This is a genomic window from Reyranella sp. GW821-FHT14A01 (assembly GCF_058803965.1).
The window spans coordinates 74306-94373 of sequence record NZ_JBXAPM010000001.1; the positions used below are offsets into that span (position 1 = coordinate 74306).

The 20068-nt window shown below is 67.6% G+C and carries 21 protein-coding genes; 17 read left to right on the plus strand and 4 right to left on the minus strand.

From position 1 onward, the window contains the following. Nucleotides 1–114 precede the first annotated feature (114 nt). The gene (ypfJ, locus tag AC1ROX_RS00370; protein ID WP_493121349.1) at nt 115–1062 is read right to left on the minus strand and encodes a KPN_02809 family neutral zinc metallopeptidase; all 948 of its coding nucleotides are present in this window, start codon (nt 1060–1062) and stop codon (nt 115–117) included. 65 nt (nt 1063–1127) lie between these two features. Between ypfJ and AC1ROX_RS00375 the strand changes: the two genes are divergently transcribed. Both AC1ROX_RS00375 and AC1ROX_RS00380 read left to right on the plus strand, forming a co-directional pair. Further along, the gene (locus tag AC1ROX_RS00375) at nt 1128–1949 is read left to right on the plus strand and encodes an exodeoxyribonuclease III (RefSeq protein ID WP_493121351.1); all 822 of its coding nucleotides are present in this window, start codon (nt 1128–1130) and stop codon (nt 1947–1949) included. 12 nt (nt 1950–1961) lie between these two features. Then, nucleotides 1962–2204 (plus strand): GlsB/YeaQ/YmgE family stress response membrane protein, encoded by a 243-nt coding sequence (locus tag AC1ROX_RS00380; protein WP_493121353.1) that lies wholly within the window; start codon nt 1962–1964, stop codon nt 2202–2204. Here AC1ROX_RS00380 and AC1ROX_RS00385 read toward each other — a convergent pair. From AC1ROX_RS00385 to AC1ROX_RS00395, 3 genes are read right to left on the minus strand one after another with little or no spacing between them, the layout of a single operon-like run. Next, nucleotides 2201–2689, minus strand: coding sequence for a class I SAM-dependent methyltransferase (locus AC1ROX_RS00385; RefSeq protein WP_493121355.1), 489 nt, complete (start codon nt 2687–2689; stop codon nt 2201–2203). The genes AC1ROX_RS00380 and AC1ROX_RS00385 overlap by 4 nt on opposite strands. Before the next feature lie 40 nt (nt 2690–2729). Then, nucleotides 2730–3179, minus strand: a complete 450-nt coding sequence (locus tag AC1ROX_RS00390) for a cyclic nucleotide-binding domain-containing protein (protein ID WP_493121357.1) — start codon at nt 3177–3179, stop codon at nt 2730–2732. An 18-nt stretch (nt 3180–3197) separates the two neighbouring features. Beyond that, nucleotides 3198–5918 (minus strand): ABC transporter transmembrane domain-containing protein, encoded by a 2721-nt coding sequence (locus AC1ROX_RS00395; RefSeq protein WP_493121359.1) that lies wholly within the window; start codon nt 5916–5918, stop codon nt 3198–3200. A gap of 179 nt (nt 5919–6097) precedes the next feature. Between AC1ROX_RS00395 and AC1ROX_RS00400 the strand changes: the two genes are divergently transcribed. The 15 genes from AC1ROX_RS00400 (at nt 6098) to ccmE (ending at nt 19993) form a co-directional block, all read left to right on the plus strand. Further along, nucleotides 6098–7375, plus strand: a complete 1278-nt coding sequence (locus AC1ROX_RS00400; protein WP_493121361.1) for a glycosyltransferase family protein — start codon at nt 6098–6100, stop codon at nt 7373–7375. 13 nt (nt 7376–7388) lie between these two features. After that, the gene (locus AC1ROX_RS00405; RefSeq protein ID WP_493121363.1) at nt 7389–8663 is read left to right on the plus strand and encodes a glycosyltransferase; all 1275 of its coding nucleotides are present in this window, start codon (nt 7389–7391) and stop codon (nt 8661–8663) included. A 2-nt stretch (nt 8664–8665) separates the two neighbouring features. Beyond that, nucleotides 8666–9781: a glycosyltransferase family 4 protein gene (locus AC1ROX_RS00410; protein WP_493121365.1), complete on the plus strand. Its 1116-nt coding sequence runs from the start codon at nt 8666–8668 to the stop codon at nt 9779–9781. Further along, nucleotides 9778–10365 carry a histidine phosphatase family protein gene (locus tag AC1ROX_RS00415; protein WP_493121367.1) on the plus strand — a complete coding sequence of 196 codons (588 nt, stop codon included), beginning with the start codon at nt 9778–9780 and terminating at the stop codon, nt 10363–10365. Before AC1ROX_RS00410 ends, AC1ROX_RS00415 begins: the two co-directional genes overlap by 4 nt. Next, nucleotides 10362–11507, plus strand: a complete 1146-nt coding sequence (locus AC1ROX_RS00420; protein ID WP_493121369.1) for a glycosyltransferase family protein — start codon at nt 10362–10364, stop codon at nt 11505–11507. The genes AC1ROX_RS00415 and AC1ROX_RS00420 overlap by 4 nt, the downstream gene beginning before the upstream one ends. Further along, the gene (locus AC1ROX_RS00425) at nt 11504–12271 is read left to right on the plus strand and encodes a polysaccharide deacetylase family protein (RefSeq protein WP_493121371.1); all 768 of its coding nucleotides are present in this window, start codon (nt 11504–11506) and stop codon (nt 12269–12271) included. The genes AC1ROX_RS00420 and AC1ROX_RS00425 overlap by 4 nt, the downstream gene beginning before the upstream one ends. A 12-nt stretch (nt 12272–12283) precedes the next feature. Next, nucleotides 12284–12790, plus strand: a complete 507-nt coding sequence (locus tag AC1ROX_RS00430; protein WP_493121373.1) for a hypothetical protein — start codon at nt 12284–12286, stop codon at nt 12788–12790. Continuing rightward, nucleotides 12787–14754: an ABC transporter ATP-binding protein gene (locus AC1ROX_RS00435; protein ID WP_493121375.1), complete on the plus strand. Its 1968-nt coding sequence runs from the start codon at nt 12787–12789 to the stop codon at nt 14752–14754. The genes AC1ROX_RS00430 and AC1ROX_RS00435 overlap by 4 nt, the downstream gene beginning before the upstream one ends. A 1-nt stretch (nt 14755) precedes the next feature. Then, nucleotides 14756–15751: an ABC transporter permease gene (locus tag AC1ROX_RS00440; protein WP_493121377.1), complete on the plus strand. Its 996-nt coding sequence runs from the start codon at nt 14756–14758 to the stop codon at nt 15749–15751. 7 nt (nt 15752–15758) lie between these two features. After that, nucleotides 15759–16949: an ABC transporter permease gene (locus tag AC1ROX_RS00445; RefSeq protein ID WP_493121379.1), complete on the plus strand. Its 1191-nt coding sequence runs from the start codon at nt 15759–15761 to the stop codon at nt 16947–16949. Nucleotides 16950–17387: 438 nt separating this feature from the next. Next, complete coding sequence (ccmA, locus tag AC1ROX_RS00450; protein ID WP_493121381.1) at nt 17388–18029, plus strand: heme ABC exporter ATP-binding protein CcmA; 642 nt, start codon at nt 17388–17390, stop codon at nt 18027–18029. Further along, nucleotides 18026–18691 carry a heme exporter protein CcmB gene (ccmB, locus tag AC1ROX_RS00455; RefSeq protein ID WP_493121383.1) on the plus strand — a complete coding sequence of 222 codons (666 nt, stop codon included), beginning with the start codon at nt 18026–18028 and terminating at the stop codon, nt 18689–18691. Before ccmA ends, ccmB begins: the two co-directional genes overlap by 4 nt. Before the next feature lie 5 nt (nt 18692–18696). Beyond that, a complete protein-coding gene (locus tag AC1ROX_RS00460) occupies nt 18697–19425 on the plus strand; it encodes a heme ABC transporter permease (RefSeq protein WP_493121385.1) in 729 nt (242 codons plus the stop codon). After that, a complete protein-coding gene (ccmD, locus tag AC1ROX_RS00465; protein WP_493121387.1) occupies nt 19422–19562 on the plus strand; it encodes a heme exporter protein CcmD in 141 nt (46 codons plus the stop codon). Before AC1ROX_RS00460 ends, ccmD begins: the two co-directional genes overlap by 4 nt. Next, entirely contained in the window at nt 19559–19993 is a 435-nt protein-coding gene (gene ccmE, locus AC1ROX_RS00470; protein ID WP_493121389.1) for a cytochrome c maturation protein CcmE, read from the plus strand. Before ccmD ends, ccmE begins: the two co-directional genes overlap by 4 nt. Nucleotides 19994–20068 lie beyond the last annotated feature (75 nt).

The following is a 20068-nucleotide window of genomic DNA, read 5'->3' on the forward strand; positions in this document are numbered from 1 at the left end:
AGCGGAGTAACCTCCGCTCTTAAGTGGCGCGTTCTTGTCTTTTCTGCACGGCGCGGGCTCTCGCGCTTATGAAAGCGCTGCCGCCCGCCAACAGCTTTAGCTTCGCTAAAGCTGTTAGAGCTGCTGCGCGCGAAAAGTATCGCACTGACGCGGATCGCCGCTGTCCAACCCCTTCCGGAACCAGCGCGCGCGCTGCGCACTGGTGCCGTGCGTAAAGCTATCGGGCACCACACGGCCCTGGCTCTGCTTCTGCAGCGCGTCGTCGCCGATCGCGGTGGCGGCGGCCAGCGCCTGGTCGACGTCCTTGTCGTCGATCATCTTGCCGCCGCGCTGCTTGTCGGCGCGGTTGGCCCAGACGCCGGCGAAGCAGTCGGCCTGCAGCTCGACGCGCACCGACAGCGCGTTGGCGTCGCGCTTGCTCATGCTCTGCTGCATCTGCTGCGCCTTGGCCGAGATGCCGAGCTGGTTCTGCACGTGATGGCCGACCTCGTGGGCGATCACATAGGCCTGCGGGAACTGGCCGGGCGCGCGGAAGCGGCGCGCCAGCTCGTCGAAGAAGCCGAGGTCGAGATAGACCCGCTGGTCGGCCGGGCAATAGAACGGCCCCATCGCCGCCTGGCCGACGCCGCATTGGGTGCGCGTGGCGTCGCGGAACAGCACCAGCTTGGGGTCCTGATACTGGCGGCCCATGCCCTGGAAGATCTCGTGCCAGACATCCTCGGTGCTCTTCAGCACGCGCGAGACGAACTGGGTCTCGGCGTCGCCGGCAGGCGCCTGCGTGCCGGGCGAGCGGCTGGCTGAAGAGGACGGGGGCGCCGGCGTATAGCTCGACGTGCCGCCGCCGCCACCCGCTATGTCGCTCAGGATGGCGCCGGGGTCGGCGCCCATGATCATGGCGATGACGACGAAGGCCACCAAGCCGAAGCCGCCCTTGAACAGGCCGCCGCCGCCGCCGCCCATCGGGATGGGAAAGCCGCCACCACCGAATCCACCCCCGCCGAAGCCGCCGCCGTCGCTGCGGCGATCCTCGATGTTGCTGCTCTGGTCGCCATCCATCTGCATGGCTCGGTCTCCTTGTCGAGATGTCCCCGGCGAGATCGTCTCCGGATCGTCTATACTGCCCGACGATGAGTCTCACCATTGCGACCTGGAACATAAACTCGGTCCGGCTGCGGATCGGAAACGTCGAACGGTACCTGAAGTTGCGCCAGCCCGATGTGCTGTGCCTCCAGGAGACCAAGTGCCCGGACGAGTTCTTCCCGCACGAGGCCTTCGAGCGCATGGGCTACACCCACCGCTTCGTGCAGGGCATGAAGGCCTATAACGGCGTGGCGATCCTGTCGAAGGTGCCGTTCGCCGCCGGGAACATCCACCACCGTTGCGGCAAGGAGGATTGCCGTCACGTCGAGGTCGCGCTCGATGTCGGGGGCGATCCGATCCTGCTCGACAATCTCTACATCCCGGCTGGTGGCGACATTCCCGACCCCGACCTCAACGTGAAGTTCGCGCACAAGCTCGATTTCTATCGCGAGATGGCGGACTGGTATGCCGCGCGCAAGCCCGGCCCGCGCGCGCGCAAGGGCCTGCGCCGCATCACCGTGGGCGACCTCAACGTGGCGCCGCTGGAGCACGATGTGTGGAGCCACAAGCAGCTCCTCAAGATCGTCTCGCACACGCCGGTCGAGGTGGAGCTGTTCGGCAAGCTGCAGGCCTCGCTCGACTGGATCGACGTGCCGCGCAAGTTCGTGCCCGAGAGCGAGAAGCTCTATTCGTGGTGGAGCTACCGCAACAACGACTGGCGCGTCTCCAACCGCGGCCGCCGGCTCGACCATATCCTGGCGAGCCCCGCCCTTGCCGGTGCGATTCGCAGCCACCACATCGACGTCGACCTGCGCGATTGGGAAAAGGCATCGGATCATGTGCCGGTGTCGGCGACGTTCGAGGTCTAGGGGAGAACGGCAATGACGATTTTGTGGATCCTGTTCATCGGCCTGGTGGTCGGTCTGATCGCGCGCTTCCTGACGCCGGGCCCCAACCCGCGCGGCATCATCGTCACCATCGTGATCGGCATCGTGGGCGCCGTGATCGCGACCTATGGCGGCCAGGCCCTCGGCCTCTATCAGGTCGGCGAAGCGGCTGGCTTCTTCGGGTCCGTCCTCGGCGCCGTCGTGCTGCTGGTGCTGTTGCGGCTGATCGGCCGCTAGCTCACGCGATAAAGAAAATACCGGTCCTTCGGCACGCCCGAAGGCTCCGGCAGGCGCTGCCAGCGTGCGACCTCGAGCGGCTGGTTGGCCAGCACATAGCCGCCTGACGCGGCCAGCCGGTCGAGCGCCGGGCCGAGCCATTTGCCCATCGCCATGTTCGCTTCGTGATCGCCGGTGCCGAGATCGGTGTGGATCAGCGCGGCCGTCGGCCCAAGCTTTCGCGCGGCCTCGATGATCGTCTTGTCGGCATCGCCGAGGAACAGCCGGTCGTCGGGCGGCACGCAGTCGGGATGGGCCGCGACCTGGCGTTCGAACACATAGATGTCGCGGCCGGGAAACAGCTCGCGCAGATGATCGTAGGTGCGGCCGTTGCCCAGGCCGACCTCGAGGATCGGACCCGGGACGGCCGCGAGGGCGGGCTTCAGGAAATTCAGGCAGTCGCGCTGCGCCTGCATGCGCGCGATGAAACTGTCGAGACGGCTCATGATGATGCGATTGACTCTTGGGGGCGACTCTACAAACCGCTCAGGCGGCCTTGGTGGCGGCGCGCAGCTTCTGGTTGGTGTCCTCGAGGCGGTGCGCCAGCTCGCGCATGATCTCGATCGCCATCTCCGGGAACTCCGCGACCAGGCGATAGAACATGTCCTTGGTGATCTTGAGCGTGGCGAGCGGCTCCTTGGCCTTGATGGTCGCGGTGCGCGGCACGTCGCACAGGATGGCGATCTCGCCGAAGAAGCTGTTGCGTTTCATCTCGGCGACGGCGATCTGGCCGCTCGGCGTGTCGATCAGCACGTCGGCCGTGCCGCCCAGGATGACGTACATCGTGTCGCCGGGATCGCCCTGGTGGCAGACCTCCTGGCCGATGCCGAAGTTCACCCGCTCGCTGGTGAAGGCCAGCAGCTTCAGCCTCGCCTGCTCGACCTTCGCGAAGATCGGCACGCCCTTCAGAAGCTCTACTTCTTCGTTGAGGTTCATCGTGTCCTCCTCGGTGCGCTAAACCGACGCCATCAGCTCGGTGTAGAGCCCGCCTCTTGCCGCCAGGTCCGACGGCGATCCCTGGGCGACCACGCGGCCACCCTTCATAACGACGATCTGTTCGAACGGCTGCGCCTGGCTCGGCCGGTTGGCGATCCATACGACGCCGCGACTGCCCTCGGATACCTCCGCCAGGATATTGTCGCGAATGCGGTCCTGGGTACGGCCATCGAACATGGCGACCGCCTCGTTGACGACGATGAGCTGCGGCCGCTTCATCAGCGCGCGCGCGATGCCGAGTTTCTGGCGCTGCGTCGCGGGCAGTCGCTTGCCCCCGACGCCGACATTGTACTCCAGGCCGACCTCGATCACCGAATCGCGCAGGCCGAGCTCGTCGAACACCTGGGCGATCAGCGCGCCGATGCGTTCGCCGGCCTGTGCCTGGCCGTAGACCAGGCGGCCGAACAGGACATTGTCCTGCAGGGTGGCGGCGCTGTTGTAGCGCTCGAAATCGTAGAACTCGACGGCGTCGCGCAGGCTGTCCGGCAGGCCGTCGGCGAAGGCGCGGCGGGCGGCGAGGATGCGTTCCTCCATGTCCGTATCGATCAGCCCGAGGCGATGGCGCGCCTCGATGTAACGGAACGGCAGTGTCATCAGCCGGATGCGGTCGGCCTCGGGCACGGCCTCGATGCCCTTGCCGCCGAGGCGCTGCAGCAGCAGGCGGACGTTGGGCAGCTCGTCGGCGGAGATGAAGCTGTACTGCTCGAACAGCGGATTGTCGGGCGACAGGCCGGAGAACAGTTCCACCATCGTTTCGGCGATGGTGAGGCCCATGCGCTGCAGGTCGCGGTCGAGGCCGGTCTTCTGCAGCACCGACATCACGTAGGGATCGGCCGCGAGATTGTCGCCGTCGAACTGCTTGCCGAGCGCGGTGCCGAACAGCAGGTTTTCGGCGACCGAGAGGTTCTGGTTGTAGTGGTCCTTGTTGAAGGGCTCGACTAGGCCGGCATAGCTCGCGTCCTGCAGGTGCTGGTGCAGCGAATGACGGGCCTTCAGGATCTTCTCGGCGAGATCGGGCCGCAGCGCCGCGTCGAGGGTGCCTTGCAAGCCCAGAGAATAGATGTCCTCGTCGAGATCGACCTGCTTCAGCACGCGCACCATGCAGGGCAGCAGATCGGCCGGGCCGGTGGCGCCGGCCAGCTCGTAGTCGACCCAGTCGGCATTGGGGTCGAAGGCCGGATTGCCGGCGCGCTCCGATTCCTGCCAGAAGGTCTCGCGCACGGCCTTTGTCGCCTCGTCGTAGGTCGCCGGCGCCACGGGGCGCAGCTTCAGGCCGAACAGCAGGTTGTCACGCACCGACAGCGGGAAGAGGTAGGTGTCCTGCCCGACATAGGCCAGCCGCGCGCCGATGACGTATTCCGGCAACTGGAAGAAATCCTTGCCGTCGATGCGGACCGAGCCGCTGGCCGGCAGCACCTGGCGCGCCAGCACCTGGCCCAGCACTTCCTTGCCCGAGCCCGAGCCGCCGATCACCGCCACCCGGCCGGTGGTCGGCAGGGTGAGCGAGAGGCTGTCGAGTTGTTTCACGCGACCGTCCTCGGTCACGACGACGCCCGCGATCATCAGCTCCTTGCCGAGCGGCGGCGGCGGCCCGTCGGGGATGGCCTGCAGCTCCGGCGGCATCATGCCCTCGGGCTGGAACTGGTCGATCACCTGCTCGTACTTGATCTGCACGTCCTGGCGCTGCTGGTCCCAGTCGATCAGCTCCTTGATCGGCGACGGCAGGTCCTTGTAGGCGAGCAGCACGCCGACCACCGCGCCGACGTCCATATGGCCCTTGATCGCGAAGTAGCCGCCGATGAGATAGATGGCGAACGGCGTCGCCTGCGACAGGATGTTGTTCCAGAACTTGGCGACGAACTTCTTCTGGTAGAGGTCGAAGCGGATCTTGAAGATGCGGCCGAGCCGCTCGGAAATGTCGGCGCGCTCGTAGTTGGCGGCGCCGTGAATGTGTATCTCGTGGACGCCGTCGGCGGTCTCGGCGATGCGGCCGGCCAGCTGGCGGGCCGAGATCTGGCGCAGGCGGCCCAGCACCAGCACCGGCTTCCGCAAGCGCGGGATGATGGCCATCTGTGCCGCCAGCAGCACGACCACGATGATCCCGAGCAGCCAGTTCTGCATCATGATGAAGATGATGGCCGTGAGCGCCTGGCCGCCCAGGAACATCGGCTGGACGAAGGCGTCGCCGATGAAGCCGCCCAGCGGTTCGACTTCGTCCTTCACCATGGTGGCCAGCTCGGCCTGCTTCACCTTGCGGAAGTGGGCCGGCGGGAAGCGCAGGATGCGGTCGTAGAGCTCGTAGCGCAGGCGGCGCAGCATGCGCTCGCCCATGCGACCCTTCTGGGTGTTGATCGTCTTCTTGAACAGGCCGTTCACGATGACGGCGGCCAGGAAGACGAAGCTCATGACCACGAGGTACTGGAGCTGGTCGACCTGGAAGCCGTCGAAGAAGCGGATGACCCTGCCCGGAAAGACGGCCGAGAGGTCCAATTCCCAGACCAGGAACGGGATGGTCTTGGTGTCCTTGAACGCGTTGCCCTGGATGCCGTTGTTGATGACCGATTTCGGCACCGTCAGCGACATGAAGTAGAAAACCTGGGCCAGGACCACCAGCAGTAGGATCACGATCTGCTCGGGCCGGCTATGCCGCCAGATATAGGAGAAGAGGTTGCGTTCCATGAATCCTGCGTTACCGCAATCCCGCCTCTCCCTATAGGCGATCAGTGCCTTGATTACATTCGATATTTTCCAGATCGCCCTACTGGGGGTGGGGGGTTCGCGGAACCATCGGTCTGTGGCATAGTCCCGGCGTCGTTCACCGGTCGGGGCAGTAGCCGCTTCGGCGAGGGAGAGGCCAAATGCCTGCCAGCACCCGGTCCAAGCGTGTGCTTCTCTACAGCCACGACTCGTTCGGCCTCGGCCATGTGAGCCGCTGCCGCACGATCGCCAACGCCATCGTCGAGGCCGACCATTCGGTGTCGGTGCTGATCATTTCCGGCTCGCCGGTCGTCGGCTCCTACGAGTTCCGCTCCGGCGTCGACTTCGTGCGTATCCCCGGCGTCGTGAAGAGCGACACCGGCGACTACGACTCGGCCAACCTGCGCATGAATGTCGAGCACACGCTCGAGATGCGCACCCGCATCATCCGCGACACCGCCGACATCTTCCGGCCCGACCTTTTCATCGTCGACAAGGAGCCGCTCGGCCTGCGCGGCGAAGTCGGTCCCGCCCTGCGGCTCCTGAAGGAGCGCGGCACGCCCCTGGTCCTCGGCCTGCGTGACGTGATGGACGATCCCGCCCAGCTCGCCAAGGAATGGGAGCGCAAGAATGTCGTGCCGGCGCTGCGTGACCTCTACGACGAGATCTGGGTCTATGGCCTGCCGCAGGTCAACAAGCCGCTGACCGGCATCGATGTGCCGCCCTCGGTGCGCCACAAGATGGTCTACACCGGCTACCTGCGGCGCGAACTGCCGCTGCATGGCGACGTGCCGCACGAGATGGAGGAGATCGACGGTCCCTTCATCCTGGTCACGCCGGGCGGCGGCGGCGACGGCGTCGAGCTGGTCGACTGGGTGCTGAGCGCCTACGAAACCGACTCGAATATCCCTTATGGGGCGGTCATCGTGTTCGGTCCGTTCATGCCGGCCACGGCGCGCGAGGCCTTCAAGGAACGCGCCGCGAAGTTCCCCAACATCCGCACGCTCACCTTCACGAACAATCTCGGCGCCTTGATGCACAAGGCCGCCGGCGTCGTCGCCATGGGCGGCTACAACACGTTCTGCGAAATCCTGTCGTTCGACAAACGGGCGATCATCGTGCCGCGCACCCATCCGCGCCTCGAACAGTTCATCCGCGCCCGCGCCGCCCGCAACATCGGCCTGATCGAGATGCTCGATCCGAACCGCGGCTACGACCCGCAGATGATGGCCACGGCGCTGCGCCAGCTGCCGCAACAGGGCCTGCCGAGCGACGTCGTCGTGCCGGGCCTGCTCGACGGTCTCGGCAGCGTGTGGCGGCTCGTTTCCAAGCAGCTCTCCCATCCGCATCGCGGCCCGGCCTCGCTCGAGGTCGCGGATGCGGGCGGCGAGCTTGCCTCGGCGGACCCGGTGACGTTGCCGGGACGCGTCCGCACCTGATTTCAGTTCGCTGATGCTGCGGAACGACGGGGCAAAAGTCGCGGTCATCCTGAAGGGCTGGCCGCGCCTTTCCGAGACCTTCATCGCCCAGGAGATCGCCGGCCTCGAGGCGCGCGGGGTCTCGCTGGAACTGTGGTCGATGCGCCATCCGACCGACAAGGCGCGCCATCCCGTCCACGATCGCGTCGCGGCCAGGGTCGTCTATCTGCCCGAGTATCTTGAGGACGACCGACGCCGCGTACTATCGGCCTGGCTGAAGGCCCGCCATTTGCCCGGCTACGCCGCGGCGCGCGCCAAGTTCCTCGCCGACTACCGGCGCGATCGCACGGCCAATCGCCTACGGCGCTGGGGCCAGGCGCTGGTGCTGGCGGTCGAATTGCCGGACTCGATCGAGCGGCTCTACGCGCATTTCCTGCACACGCCCGCCTCGGTGACGCGCTATGCCGCGACGATGCGCGGCCTGCCCTGGAGCGTGTCGGCGCACGCCAAGGATATCTGGACCAGCGAGCCCTGGGACGTCAGCGAAAAGCTGGCGGACTGCGCCTGGCTGGTGACCTGCACTAGTGTCGGCCTGCAGCGGCTGAAGGAGCTGGCACCGGACCCAGGCAAGCTGCGCCTCGTCTATCATGGCCTCGACTTCGCTCATCTGCCGCCGCCGCCGCCCGCGCGGCCGCCGCGCGATGGATCTGATCCGGCCGATCCGGTCGTGATCCTCTCGGTCGGCCGCAAGGTCGAGAAGAAGGGTTACGACGACCTGCTGGAGGCGCTGGCGTCGCTGCCGGCCGATCTGCACTGGCGCTTCGAGCATGTCGGTGATGGCGACCTGTCCGATGCGCTGAAGGCGCAGGCCGCGTCGCTCGGCATCGCCGACCGCTGCGTCTGGTGGGGCGGCCAACCACAGAAGGCGGTGTTCGCGGCCCTCGCCAGCGCCGATCTGTTCGTGCTGGCGAGCAAGAGAGCCGCCGACGGCGACCAGGATGGATTGCCCAACGTGCTGATGGAAGCCGCGCACCAGGGGCTGCCGCTGGTGTCGACGCAGGCGGCGGCCATCGGCGAGTTCGTCGAGGATGGGGTGAGCGGCCTGCTCGTGCCGCCGGCCGCGCCGCGTGAGCTGGGCGTCGCGCTCGGCCGCATGATCGCCGATCCGGCGCTGCGGGAGAGGCTGGCGCGCCGCGCCGGCGAGGTCGTGCGCACGCGCTTTTCCTACGAGGCCGGCGTCGAATGGATCGCCTCGGCGCTGCAGGGCCGGCATCGCGAAAGCACCGTCATCGCGCGCGCCGCGGAGTAAGCATGCGCGTGCTGCTGCACACGCCGTTGAAGGCGCCCGACAGTCCTGTGCCTTCGGGCGATCGCGAGATGGCGCGCGGCCTGGTGCGCCTGCTCGACCGTCTCGGCCACAAGGTCCTGATGCCGGCAGCGACCCGCGTCGCGCCGGGCGTGCCGCCGATGGATACCCATCTCGCCCTGGAGCGGCGTGCGCGGGCCCAGGCGGCGCGGCTGATCGCGCGCTGGCGGGCGCTGCCGGCGCATCATCCCGGGCGCTTCGATCTCTGGTTCACCTATCACTGCTACTATCGCAAGCCCGACTGGCTGGGCCCTGTGGTGACGCAGGCGCTGGGTATTCCCTACGTTATCGCTGAAGCCTCGCACGCGCCGCGCCGTGCCCAGGGACCGACGCGCCTCGGCCATCGTGCCGTCGAGCGCGCGCTGGCCGCGGCCGATCTCGTGCTGACCGTCAATCCGCGCGATGTGGCAGGGGTGAAGGCGCGGCTGCGGCCCGGCGCCCGCCAGCTCTGGCTGCCGCCGTTCATCGATGTCGCGCCATTCCGTGTTTCTTCGCGCCGCGATCCTGTCCAGCCGCCCTTGCTGATGAGCGTCGGCATGATGCGCACGCGCGACAAGCTCGAGTCCTATCGTGTGCTGGCCCAGGCCTTCACCCTTCTGAAGGACAAAGCGTGGCGCGCGCTGCTGGTCGGCGACGGTCCCGCGCGCGCCGAGATCGAGGCGCTGATGGCGCCGTTTGGATCCCGCGTGCGTTTTGCCGGTGCGGTACCGCATGCGGACCTTTCGGCGCTGTACGCCTCTGCGGACCTTTACCTTTGGCCCGCAATCAACGAAGCCTACGGCATGGCCTTTCTCGAAGCCCAGGCGGCCGGCTTGCCCGTGGTCGCCGGCTGCACCGGCGGCGTGCCCGCGGTCGTGGCCGATGGCGTCACGGGGTTGCTGACCCCGATCGGCGACGCAGCGGCTTTCGCGGCAGCGGTGACGCGCCTGCTGGAATCACCGGCCGAGCGGGCGCGTCTTGGCACGGCTGCCGCGGCGCGGGTGGCCGCCCATCACGACGAACGCGCTGCCGCCCATGCGCTCGCCTCGGCGCTCGCGACCTTGCCAGGCGCGCGGCGATGAGGGAGGTCTCCTTCGCCCTGCTGCGTCATGCGCCCACCGTCTGGAATGGCGAGGGCCGGCTGCAGGGACTGACCGACACCTGCTTGAGCCCGGAGGGCGAGGCAAAGGCGCGGCAGTGGCGTCTGCCTCCGCCCGCCGATGGCTGGAAGCGGATGAGCAGCCCACTGCAACGGGCGCGCCGCACCGCCGAACTCGTGCAGCCGTCGGTGCCGGTCACCCTCGATTCCAGCCTGCGCGAGATGAGCTTCGGCATCTGGGAAGGCTTTACGGTGAAGGAACTGCGCGCGACCGGCGGCGAGCAGTTTGCGGCGGCGGAAGCGGCGGGCCTCGACTTCCATCCGCCGGGCGGCGAGTCGCCGCGCATGGCGATGACGCGCCTGTCGCACTGGAGTTCGACCCTCACCGAGCCCGTGGTCGCCGTATCACACAAGGCCGCGATCCGCGCGCTGCTGGCGCTGGCGACCGGCTGGAACATGCTGGGCCGGCCGCCGCACAAGCTCGACTGGAGCTGCCTGCATTTCTTCGTGGCCCAGGATGAGGGTCGCGTGTCGATCGAGCGCCTGAACGTGCCGCTCACATCATGACCGCGCGCGTCTTCTTCTATGTGCAGCACCTGCTGGGCATCGGCCATTTACGGCGCGCCGCGACCCTGGCGCGTGCGCTGGCGGCGGGCGGCTTTGACGTACTGCTGGTATCCGGTGGCGCGCCGGTCGACGGGCTGGCGCTGGGCGGCGCCCGGCTGCACCAATTGCCGCCGGTGCGCGCCGCCGATGCGCGGCTGAAGGAACTGGCGCGGCTCGACGGCACGCCGGTCGACGAGGCCTTTCGTGCGACGCGCACGCAGCAACTGCTCGACCTGTTCGAGACCGAGGCGCCCGACATCCTGCTCACCGAGCAGTTCCCTTTCGGCCGCACGCAGCTTCGCTTCGAGCTGATGCCACTGCTCGACGCGGCACAGGACAGGGCCTCGCCGCCCTGGATCGTCTCGTCCATCCGCGACGTGCTGCGCCGCACCGCCTCGCCGGCGAGGGTCGACGAGATGGTCCAGACCTTCGAGGCTTTCGACGCGGTGCTGGTCCATGCCGATCCCGCCCTGGTACAGCTCGACGAGAGTTTCCCGGCCTGGCCCGACATCCAGGCGCGCGCGCTCTATACCGGCTACGTCGCGGACTCCGAGGCGGCGGTTCCCGACATCGCCGTCGGCAAGGGCGAGGTGATCGTGTCGGCCGGCGGCGGCGCCGTCGGCGCGCCCTTGCTGCACGCCGCCGTCGCCGCGCGGCCCTCGAGTGCACTGGCCGATCGCCGGTGGCGTCTTCTGGTCGGACCGAACATGCCGGACGCAGAACGCGCGGCCCTCGCGGCGTCGGCGGGCGAGGGCATCATCGTCGAGCCGGTGCGCGCCGACTTCCCGTCGCTGCTGCGCAACGCGGCGCTGTCGATCTCGCAGGCCGGCTACAACACGGTGGTCGAGACGCTCTGCCTTGGCGACCGTGCCGTGCTGGTGCCATTCGGCACGGCGCGCGAGACCGAGCAGGCCGATCGCGCGCGCGTGCTGGTCGCGCGTGGCATGGTGGCCTCCGTCGCGCCCGACGATGTCACGCCGGCCAGCCTGGTGGCCGCCATCGCGCGCGCCTGCGCGGGTCCCTCGATCCGCAGCTTCCCGCCGGTCGATGCAAGGGGCACCGCCGCCACGGTCGCGGCACTGAAGCAGATGGTATCGCCATGAGCGGGTGGCAGGCGCTTGCCGAAGAGGCCGCACGCTGGCGCGACGCCGGCCGCATCGCCGAACTATGGTGGCGCGACGACGATGCCGTCGATGCCGGCGCCTCGCTCGACCGGCTGCTCGCGATCGCCCGGGACACGTCGACGCCGTTGGCGCTGGCCGTCGTGCCGGCCCACGCAACACCGGCGCTGGCTGCGCGCCTCGCAGATGAGTCGCTCGTCGACGTGCTGCAGCACGGCTATGCCCACACCAATCACGCGATCGCGCCGGAGAAGAAGATCGAGCTCGGCCTGCAGCGGCCCGCCATGCTGACCCTGGGCGAGCTCGGTACCGGTTGGATGGCGCTTGAAACCCTGTTCGGGGCGCGGGCGCTTCCCGTCATGGTGCCGCCCTGGAACCGCATCGCGCCGGTTCTCGTGCCGACCCTGCCGGAGATCGGCTATCGCGGCCTCTCGACCTTCGGACCGCGTGCGCGTGTCCATCCGGTGCGCGGGCTACTGCAGGTCAACACTCATGTCGACCTGATCGACTGGAAAGGCGGCCGCGTCTTCGCGGGTGAAGAGGCGGTCCTGGCCGGACTCGTGGCCGCGCTCGCACATGCACGCACGGGCGGCGGCGGCGAGCCGGTCGGCGTGCTCAGCCATCATCTTGCGATGGACGCCGGGGCGTGGGATTTCCTAAGGTCGTTATGGGAAAGAATGACAAAGCTGGAGAACATCCTCGTACGTCCGGCGCGCGCGCTGTTCGCCCATAATGCCCAGAGCTGAGGGAGGGCGCGGATGAATTCCGCTGATCTGCGCTATCCGCAGCAGACGCTGGTGGCGGACTATATGCGTGCCGCGACGGGCGTGGTGTTGTGCGGTGCACCACTCCTGCTGCTCGACGTCAACCGCTGGCTGGCCGTGCTTCTCCTCGCCGGGTTCGGACTTTTCACGCTCTTTCTGATACGCACGGTCCTGCGTCACCGGACACGCTATGTGCTGGGTCCCGATACGCTGTGCGCCGACGGCCCGATCGGCACGTTGGTGGAATGGAGCCGGCTGGATCGAATGAAGCTCAGTTATTTCTCGACCAAGCGCGACCGCTCGGACGGCTGGATGCAGCTCAGCGTCGGTTCGACAGGCGGCAGGCTCGTAAAGGTCGATTCCGCGCTCGAGGGCTTTCACGATATCGTCGCACGCGCAGCCGAAGCTGCCGAGGCGACCGGTGTGGCGCTGAGCGATGCGACGCGCGCGAACTTGAGGTCCATGGGCATCGTGGTGGTGGGTCAGGAAGAAACGGTATGAAGGATCTGCTGCGCGTCGAGGACCTGACCGTCGAATTCGGCGTACATGAGGGCGTTCTGCGCGCCGTCGACAAGGTGTCGTTCTCCATCCCGCCCGGCGGCACCGTGGCGCTGGTGGGCGAATCGGGCTCGGGCAAGTCGGTCTGCAGCCAGGCGATCATGGGCCTGCTGCCGCGCACCGCCACCATCGCCTCCGGCTCGATCCTGTTCCAGGATCCGAGGGTCAATCAGGGCATCGTCGACATTGCCAAGATCGACCGCTCGGGTCCGGCGATGCGGCGCATCCGCGGCGGCCAGATCTCGATCATCTTCCAGGAGCCGATGACCTCGCTGTCGGCCCTCCATACGGTGGGCGACCAGATCGGCGAGGCGGTCGAACTGCACGGTGCGCAGCCCGGCGGCCCCTTGGGCGGCAAGAACGGCCGCAAGCTCAGCCGCGCCGAGATCGACGGTCTCACGATCGACATGCTGCGCATGGTCGGCTTCCCCGACCCGAAGCGCGCGCTCAGGACCTATCCGTTCGAACTGTCCGGCGGTCTTCGCCAGCGCGCCATGATCGCCATGGCGCTGGTCTGCCGCCCGGCCCTGCTGATCGCCGACGAGCCCACGACCGCGCTCGATGTCACCATCCAGGCCCAGATCCTCCGCCTCATGAAGGACCTGCAGTCCGAGCTGGGCATGGCGCTGCTGATGATCACCCACGATCTCGGCGTCGTCGCCAACGTCGCCGACGACGTGGTGGTCATGTATCGCGGCAAGGTCGTCGAATCGGGCGACCTGCACGACATCTTCCGCGATCCCCAGCATCCCTACCTCAAGGCTCTGCTGCACGCGGTGCCGCGCTTCGACATGGAGCCCGGCGAGCGGCTGCAGCCGATCCGCGAGATCAAGGGCACGACCGGCCATCTGCTGAAGGAGAAGCCGGTCTCGGCGCCGACCTCGACCTTCAATCCCGAGGCGCCGGTCCTCAAGGTGCGCCACGTCACCAAGACCTTCACCATCCGCAAGGCCGATACGCTGATGGAACAGCTGGTGGGCGGCGGCACGACGCGCGCCATCCGCGCCGTCAACGATGTGAGCTTCGACGTCGAGCGTGGCGAGTGCCTGGGCCTGGTGGGCGAATCGGGCTGCGGCAAGACCACGCTCAGCAAGATGCTGATGCGCGGCATCTCGGCCGATTCAGGCCAGGGCGGCCGCGTGATCTTCGACGACTGGGGCCGCAAGATCGACGTGATGAGCCTCGAGGGCGAGGAGCTGAACCGCTTCCGCACCAAGCTGCAGTTCATCTTCCAGGACCCGTTCGGCTCGCTGAACCCGCGCATGACCGTGTTCGACATCCTGGTCGAGCCGCTGGTCATCCATAAGATCGGCGACGATGCCTATCGGCGCGAGATGGTGGCCGAACTGATGGAGATGGTCGGCCTCGACCGCCGGCACCTCAGCCGCTACCCGCACTCCTTCTCCGGCGGCCAGCGCCAGCGCATCGGCATCGCCCGCGCGCTCGCGCTGCGCCCCGACATGGTGATCTGCGACGAGCCGGTCTCGGCGCTCGACGTTTCGATCCAGGCGCAGATCCTGAACCTGCTCAAGGACCTGCAGAAGCAGCTCGGCCTCACCTACCTGTTCATCAGCCACAATCTCGCGGTGGTCGACTACATCGCCGACCGCATCGCCGTGATGTGCGCCGGCCGCCTGGTCGAGCTGGCGCCGGCCGGCGAGCTGTTCAAGAATCCCATGCATCCCTATACCAAGGCGCTTCTCTCGGCCGTGCCGATGCCCGACCCCGACGCCCGCCTCGATCTCGGGGCGCTGATGGAAGGCAAGGCCTCCGATCCCTCGGTCTGGCCCGAACCGTTCCGCGACGACGGCAGGACGCCGCTCCTGTGGACCGAGGTCGAGCCCGGCCACTATGTCCGCATCTCGCGGGCGGCCAATGAACAAGCTGGCGGGCGAGAGGTGGTCTGACATGCTGCAGTTCATTATCCGCCGCATCCTGCTGATGATCCCGACCTTGTTCGTGATCAGTGCGCTCGTCTATTTCATCATCGACCTGCCGCCCGGCGACTGCGTGACCTCGCAGATCGAGGAGCTGCTGGCGCGCGGCGATCCCGATGCCCATGCCCGCGCCGCCGAGCTGCGCGATCTCTACGGCCTCAATCTCCCGCTGTGGCACCGCTATCTCGACTGGGTGGCCGGCATCTTCCGCTGGGACTTCGGTCTTTCCTGCCAGGACACGGTGCCGGTCGCCGACCTGATCAGCGAAAGGATGATGCTGACCATCATCATGGAGACCAGCACGATCGCCTTCATCTGGATCGTGTCGTTCGTCATCGGCGTCTATGCCGCGACGCATCAGTACAGGTGGGGCGACTACGTCGCGTCGTTCATCGGCTTCATCGGCCTGTCGATCCCGAACTTCCTGCTGGCGCTGGTGCTGCTCTATGTCGGCAAGGTCTATTTCGGCCTGTCGATCGGCGGCCTGATGGACCCCGAGTACATCGACAAGCCGCTGAGCTGGGGCAAGGTCCTGTCGGTGCTGCAGCATCTCATCATCCCGGTGATCGTGATCGGCATGTCGGGCACCGCCGGCATGATCCGCCGGCTGCGCGCCAACCTGCTGGACGAGCTGCAGAAACAGTATGTCGTCACCGGCCGAGCCAAGGGCCTGCCGCCGATGAGGCTGCTGGTGAAGTATCCGCTGCGGCATGCCATCAACCCGTTCGTCGCCGACATCGGCGGTCTCTTGCCGGACGTCATCTCGGGCTCGGTCATCGTCTCGGTCGTGCTGTCGCTGCCGACCACCGGCCCGATGCTGCTGAGCGCGCTCAAGACCCAGGACGTGAACCTGGCCGCGACCTTCCTGCTGTTCGTGGCGGTCCTCACCGTCATCGGCATGCTGATCTCGGACCTGGCGCTGGCCGCGCTCGATCCGCGCATCCGCTTCGGCAGCTCGGAAAAGTGAGGGCGCCATGACCGATACGACACCCACTGGCGTCACGCCCGATCCCCGCCGCCGCGCGCCGCACTTCGTCTCGCAGGAGCCGTGGGACCCCTACGTCGCCGACAAGCTGACCGCCGAGCAGGAACGCTACTACATGGCGGGCCAGTGGAAGCTCATGTGGTGGCGCTTCCGCCGCCACAAGCCGGCCGTCGTCTCGCTGGTCTTCCTGCTGCTGATGTACTTCTCGACGCTCGTCAGCGAGTTCATCGCACCCTACGACCTGCACACGCGGCACTCGCGCTACATCTTCGCGGCGCCGCAGTCGGTCCATCTGTTCCACGAGGGCTCCTTCCTCGGGCCGTTCGTCTACGGCCTCAAGATGGAGCGCGACCCGGCGACCCTGCAGCGCGTCTACAGCCCCGACACGACCAAGCCGCAGCCGCTGCGCTTCTTCTGCCTGGGCGAGAGCTACGAGTTCTGGGGCCTGATCGAAGGCAGCTTCCACTTTATCTGTCCGCCCAAGGACGGGACCTTCTTCCTGCTCGGGACCGACCGATTGGGACGGGACATGTTCAGTCGCATCGTCTACGCGGCGCGAATATCCCTCACCATCGGCATCATCGGCATCGCGCTGTCCTTCACGCTCGCCCTGATCCTGGGCGGCCTTGCGGGCTACTACGGCGGCTGGATCGACAGCGTCGTCCAGCGGCTGACCGAGATCATCAAGAGCTTCCCGCACCTGCCGCTGTGGCTGGCGCTCTCCGCCGCGCTGCCGGTCACCTGGTCGCCGCTGCTGGTCTATTTCGGCATCACCATCATCCTGGCGCTGCTCGACTGGCCGGGCCTGGGCCGCGCCGTCCGCTCCAAGCTCCTGTCCCTGCGCGAGGAGGACTACGCGGCCGCCGCCCAGATGATGGGCGCCAAGCCCGCCCGCATCATCGGCCGCCATCTGCTGCCTGGCTTCATGAGCCACTTGATCGCCTCGGCCACCCTGTCGATCCCGTCGATGATCCTGGCCGAGACGGCCTTGTCGTTCCTCGGACTGGGTCTTCGTCCTCCCATCACCTCGTGGGGCGTGCTGTTGAACGAGGCGACGGATATCAATGTCGTGGCGGTGAACTGGTGGCTGATGTTGCCGGTGGTGCCGGTGATTCTCGTGATCCTCGCCTATCAGTTCATGGGCGACGGGATGCGCGACGCTGCAGATCCCTACGCGTAAGCGCGCAGCGCTTACGCGTGGCGGGCGGCAGGGCCTGTAATCAGGCCCGGGAGCCCGCACGGCTCAGAACGGATGAGGGTGGTGCAACACCCTCAAGCCTCTGAAATCCTTATCTATTCTGCACCGAGCCGGCTCTCGGGCCTTAGAAGGCCCTGCCGCCGGCCAGTGCGCCGCGAGCGGCGCACTTCGCTCCTGCAGGCCCTGCCGCTCGCCAATCGGGGAGTTTAGGCCGCTTGCGGCCTAAATTCCCCGATTTTGCCCCATTTGGGTCTAGCGACAGCCACCCGTCCTTTCCATCTTCCTCTTGTATCTCCCCCGAACGTGGTCCCCCCAAAGCCACGTTCTAGCCTCTTCGGAGGCGCTTAGGCCGTCATCTCACCTCCCCCGAGATGGCGGCCTTTTTCTTTGCCTGCGGCCGGCATGCTAGACCGGCGCCCCATGGCGCCCCCGCTTCTCGACGTGAAAGACCTCGCCTGCCGCCGCGGCGGCAGGCTGGTGTTCGACCGCCTGTCCTTCGCGCTGGGCGAGGGCGAATTGCTGGCGCTGACCGGCCGCAACGGCAGCGGCAAGACCAGCCTGCTGCGGGCGCTCGCCGGGCTGACCCCGCCCGACGCCGGCACGATCGCCTGGCAGGGCGCCGACATCGCCGAGGACCGCGAGACCTGGCGCGGGCGCCTCGCCTGGCTCGGCCACCTCGAAGGTCTGAAGGGCGACCTTACGGTGATCGAGAACCTGCTGATCGCCGAGCGGCTGCGCGGCGGCGAGGCGGGCGACCGGCTGGAGGGCGCGCTGCTCGCCTTCGATCTCATCGGGCTTGCCGCACGGGAAGTGCGCACTTTGTCGGCCGGCCAGCGCCGCCGCACCGCCCTCGCCCGCGTGGTCCTCTCGCAGGCCACGCTCTGGCTGCTCGACGAGCCGCTGAACGCGCTCGATGCGCCGGCCCAGGCCGCGTTCCGGACGGCACTCCAGGCCCATCTCGCGCGCGGCGGGCTCGCCATCGCCGCGACCCATGCCGAGCTCGGCATCGACGGCGCGCAGCGGCTCGACCTGCGCGCCGGCGGGCTTAGGGAAGAAGCATGAGCGGCTTCACGACCCTGCTGGTGCGCGACCTGCGCCTGGTGCTGCGGCGGCCGGGCGATGTCGGCGTCGTGCTGGCCTTCTTCGTGGTGGCGACGGTGCTGTTCCCGCTGGGCATCGGCCCCGAGACCAACGTGCTCTCGCGCATCGCGGCCGGCGTCCTGTGGTGCGCCGCGCTGTTCGCCGCGCTGCTGTCGCTGGAGCGGCTGTTCGCCGCCGACTACGAGGACGGCACGCTCGACCTGCTGCTGCTGGCGCCGTGGCCGCTCGAGCTGGCGGCACTGGCCAAGTGCCTGGCTCACTGGATCGTGACCGGCCTGCCGCTCAGCCTGCTCGCGCCGGTGCTGGGCATCGCCTTCGGTCTCGACGGGCCGAGCCTGCTGGCGCTGGGCGCGACCCTGCTGGTCGGCACGCCCACTTTGTCGCTGATCGGCGGGCTCGCGGCCGCACTCACGCTCGGGGCGCGCAAGTCGGGCGCGTTGCTGGCGCTGCTCGCGCTGCCGCTCTGCGTGCCGACGCTCATCTTCGGCGCCGGCGCGATCGAGACCCTGGCGGCGGGCGAGGGCATCGTGACACATGTCGCGATCCTCGCCGCTCTTGCATTGGTCGCCCTGGCCACGACGCCTTGGGCGATTGCCGCAGCCTTGCGGCAAGCCGGCGAATAGGGAGGATGGGGCCGATGGCCGACCTGCATTTTCTCGCCAATCCTGCACGTTTCCGGCGCTTCTCGCAGAGGGTGCTGCCGGGCCTCGGCTTCGCGACGGCGCTGATGATCGCGGTCGGCTTCTACATGGCCTTCTTCGTGGCGCCCGAGGATTACCAGCAGGGCAAGACGGTGCGGATCATGTTCGTGCACGTGCCGTCGGCCTGGCTGTCGATGGCCGGCTACGCGCTGCTGGCGGCGCTCGGCGCCTCGCTGCTGGTGTGGCGGCATCCCTTGGCGGCGCTGATGGCGCGCGCGGCCGCACCCGTGGGCGCGAGCTTCGCGGCGGTGTGCCTGCTGACGGGTTCGCTGTGGGGCCGGCCGATGTGGGGCACCTACTGGGTGTGGGACGCGCGGCTCACCTCGATGCTGCTGCTGTTCTTCCTCTATCTCGGCCACATCGCCTTGAGCCGCGCCTACGATTCGCCCGAGCGCGGCGATCGCGCGGCGGCGATCCTGGCGCTGATCGGCGTGATCAACCTGCCGATCATCAAGTTCTCGGTCGACTGGTGGAACACGCTCCATCAACCGGCATCGATCACGCGGCTCGATGCGCCGGCGATCCACAATTCGATCCTGGTGCCGCTGCTCTGGATGGCGGTCTCCTTGCTGTTCCTGTTCGTGTTCCTGGTGCTGCTGCGCACCGAGACCGAGATCGACCGTCGCCGGCTCGAGAATGCCGAGGCCGCGGCATGAGCAACCATGCGGCCTATATCCTGGGCGCCTATCTCGCGGCGGCCGTGATCCTCGGCGGACTGGTGATCGCGTCGCTCGGCGCGCGCCGGAAGGTGCGACGCGAGCTTGCGGCGCGGGGCCTGGACAGACGCCGATGACCCCGAAGCGCCGCCGCCTTTGGTTGCTGCTGGGATCGCTGGGCACGCTCGGCGTCGCGGCCGCGCTCGTGCTCACGGCGCTCAATGACAATCTCGTCTTCTTCTATTCGCCGACTCAGGTGGCGGAGAAGAGCATCGGTGCGGACCGCCGCTTCCGCCTGGGCGGGCTGGTCGAGCAGGGCAGCGTCGTGAAGGACGGGCAGACCGTGCGGTTCACCGTCACCGATACGAACAAGACGCTGAAGGTTTCCTATCGCGGCATCCTTCCCGATCTGTTTCGCGAAGGTCAGGGCGTGATCGCCGAGGGTTCGATCGGCCCGGACGGAGTCTTCGTGGCGCGCGAGATCCTGGCGAAGCACGACGAGAACTACATGCCGCCGGAGGTCGCCAAGGCGATCAAAGAGTCGGGTCAATGGAAAGACAAGAAGTGAGCATCGCCGTCTACGGTGCAGGGCGGGCGCCTGTGACTCAAAGGTCCCTCGCTGCGCTCGGGATGACAATTTTGT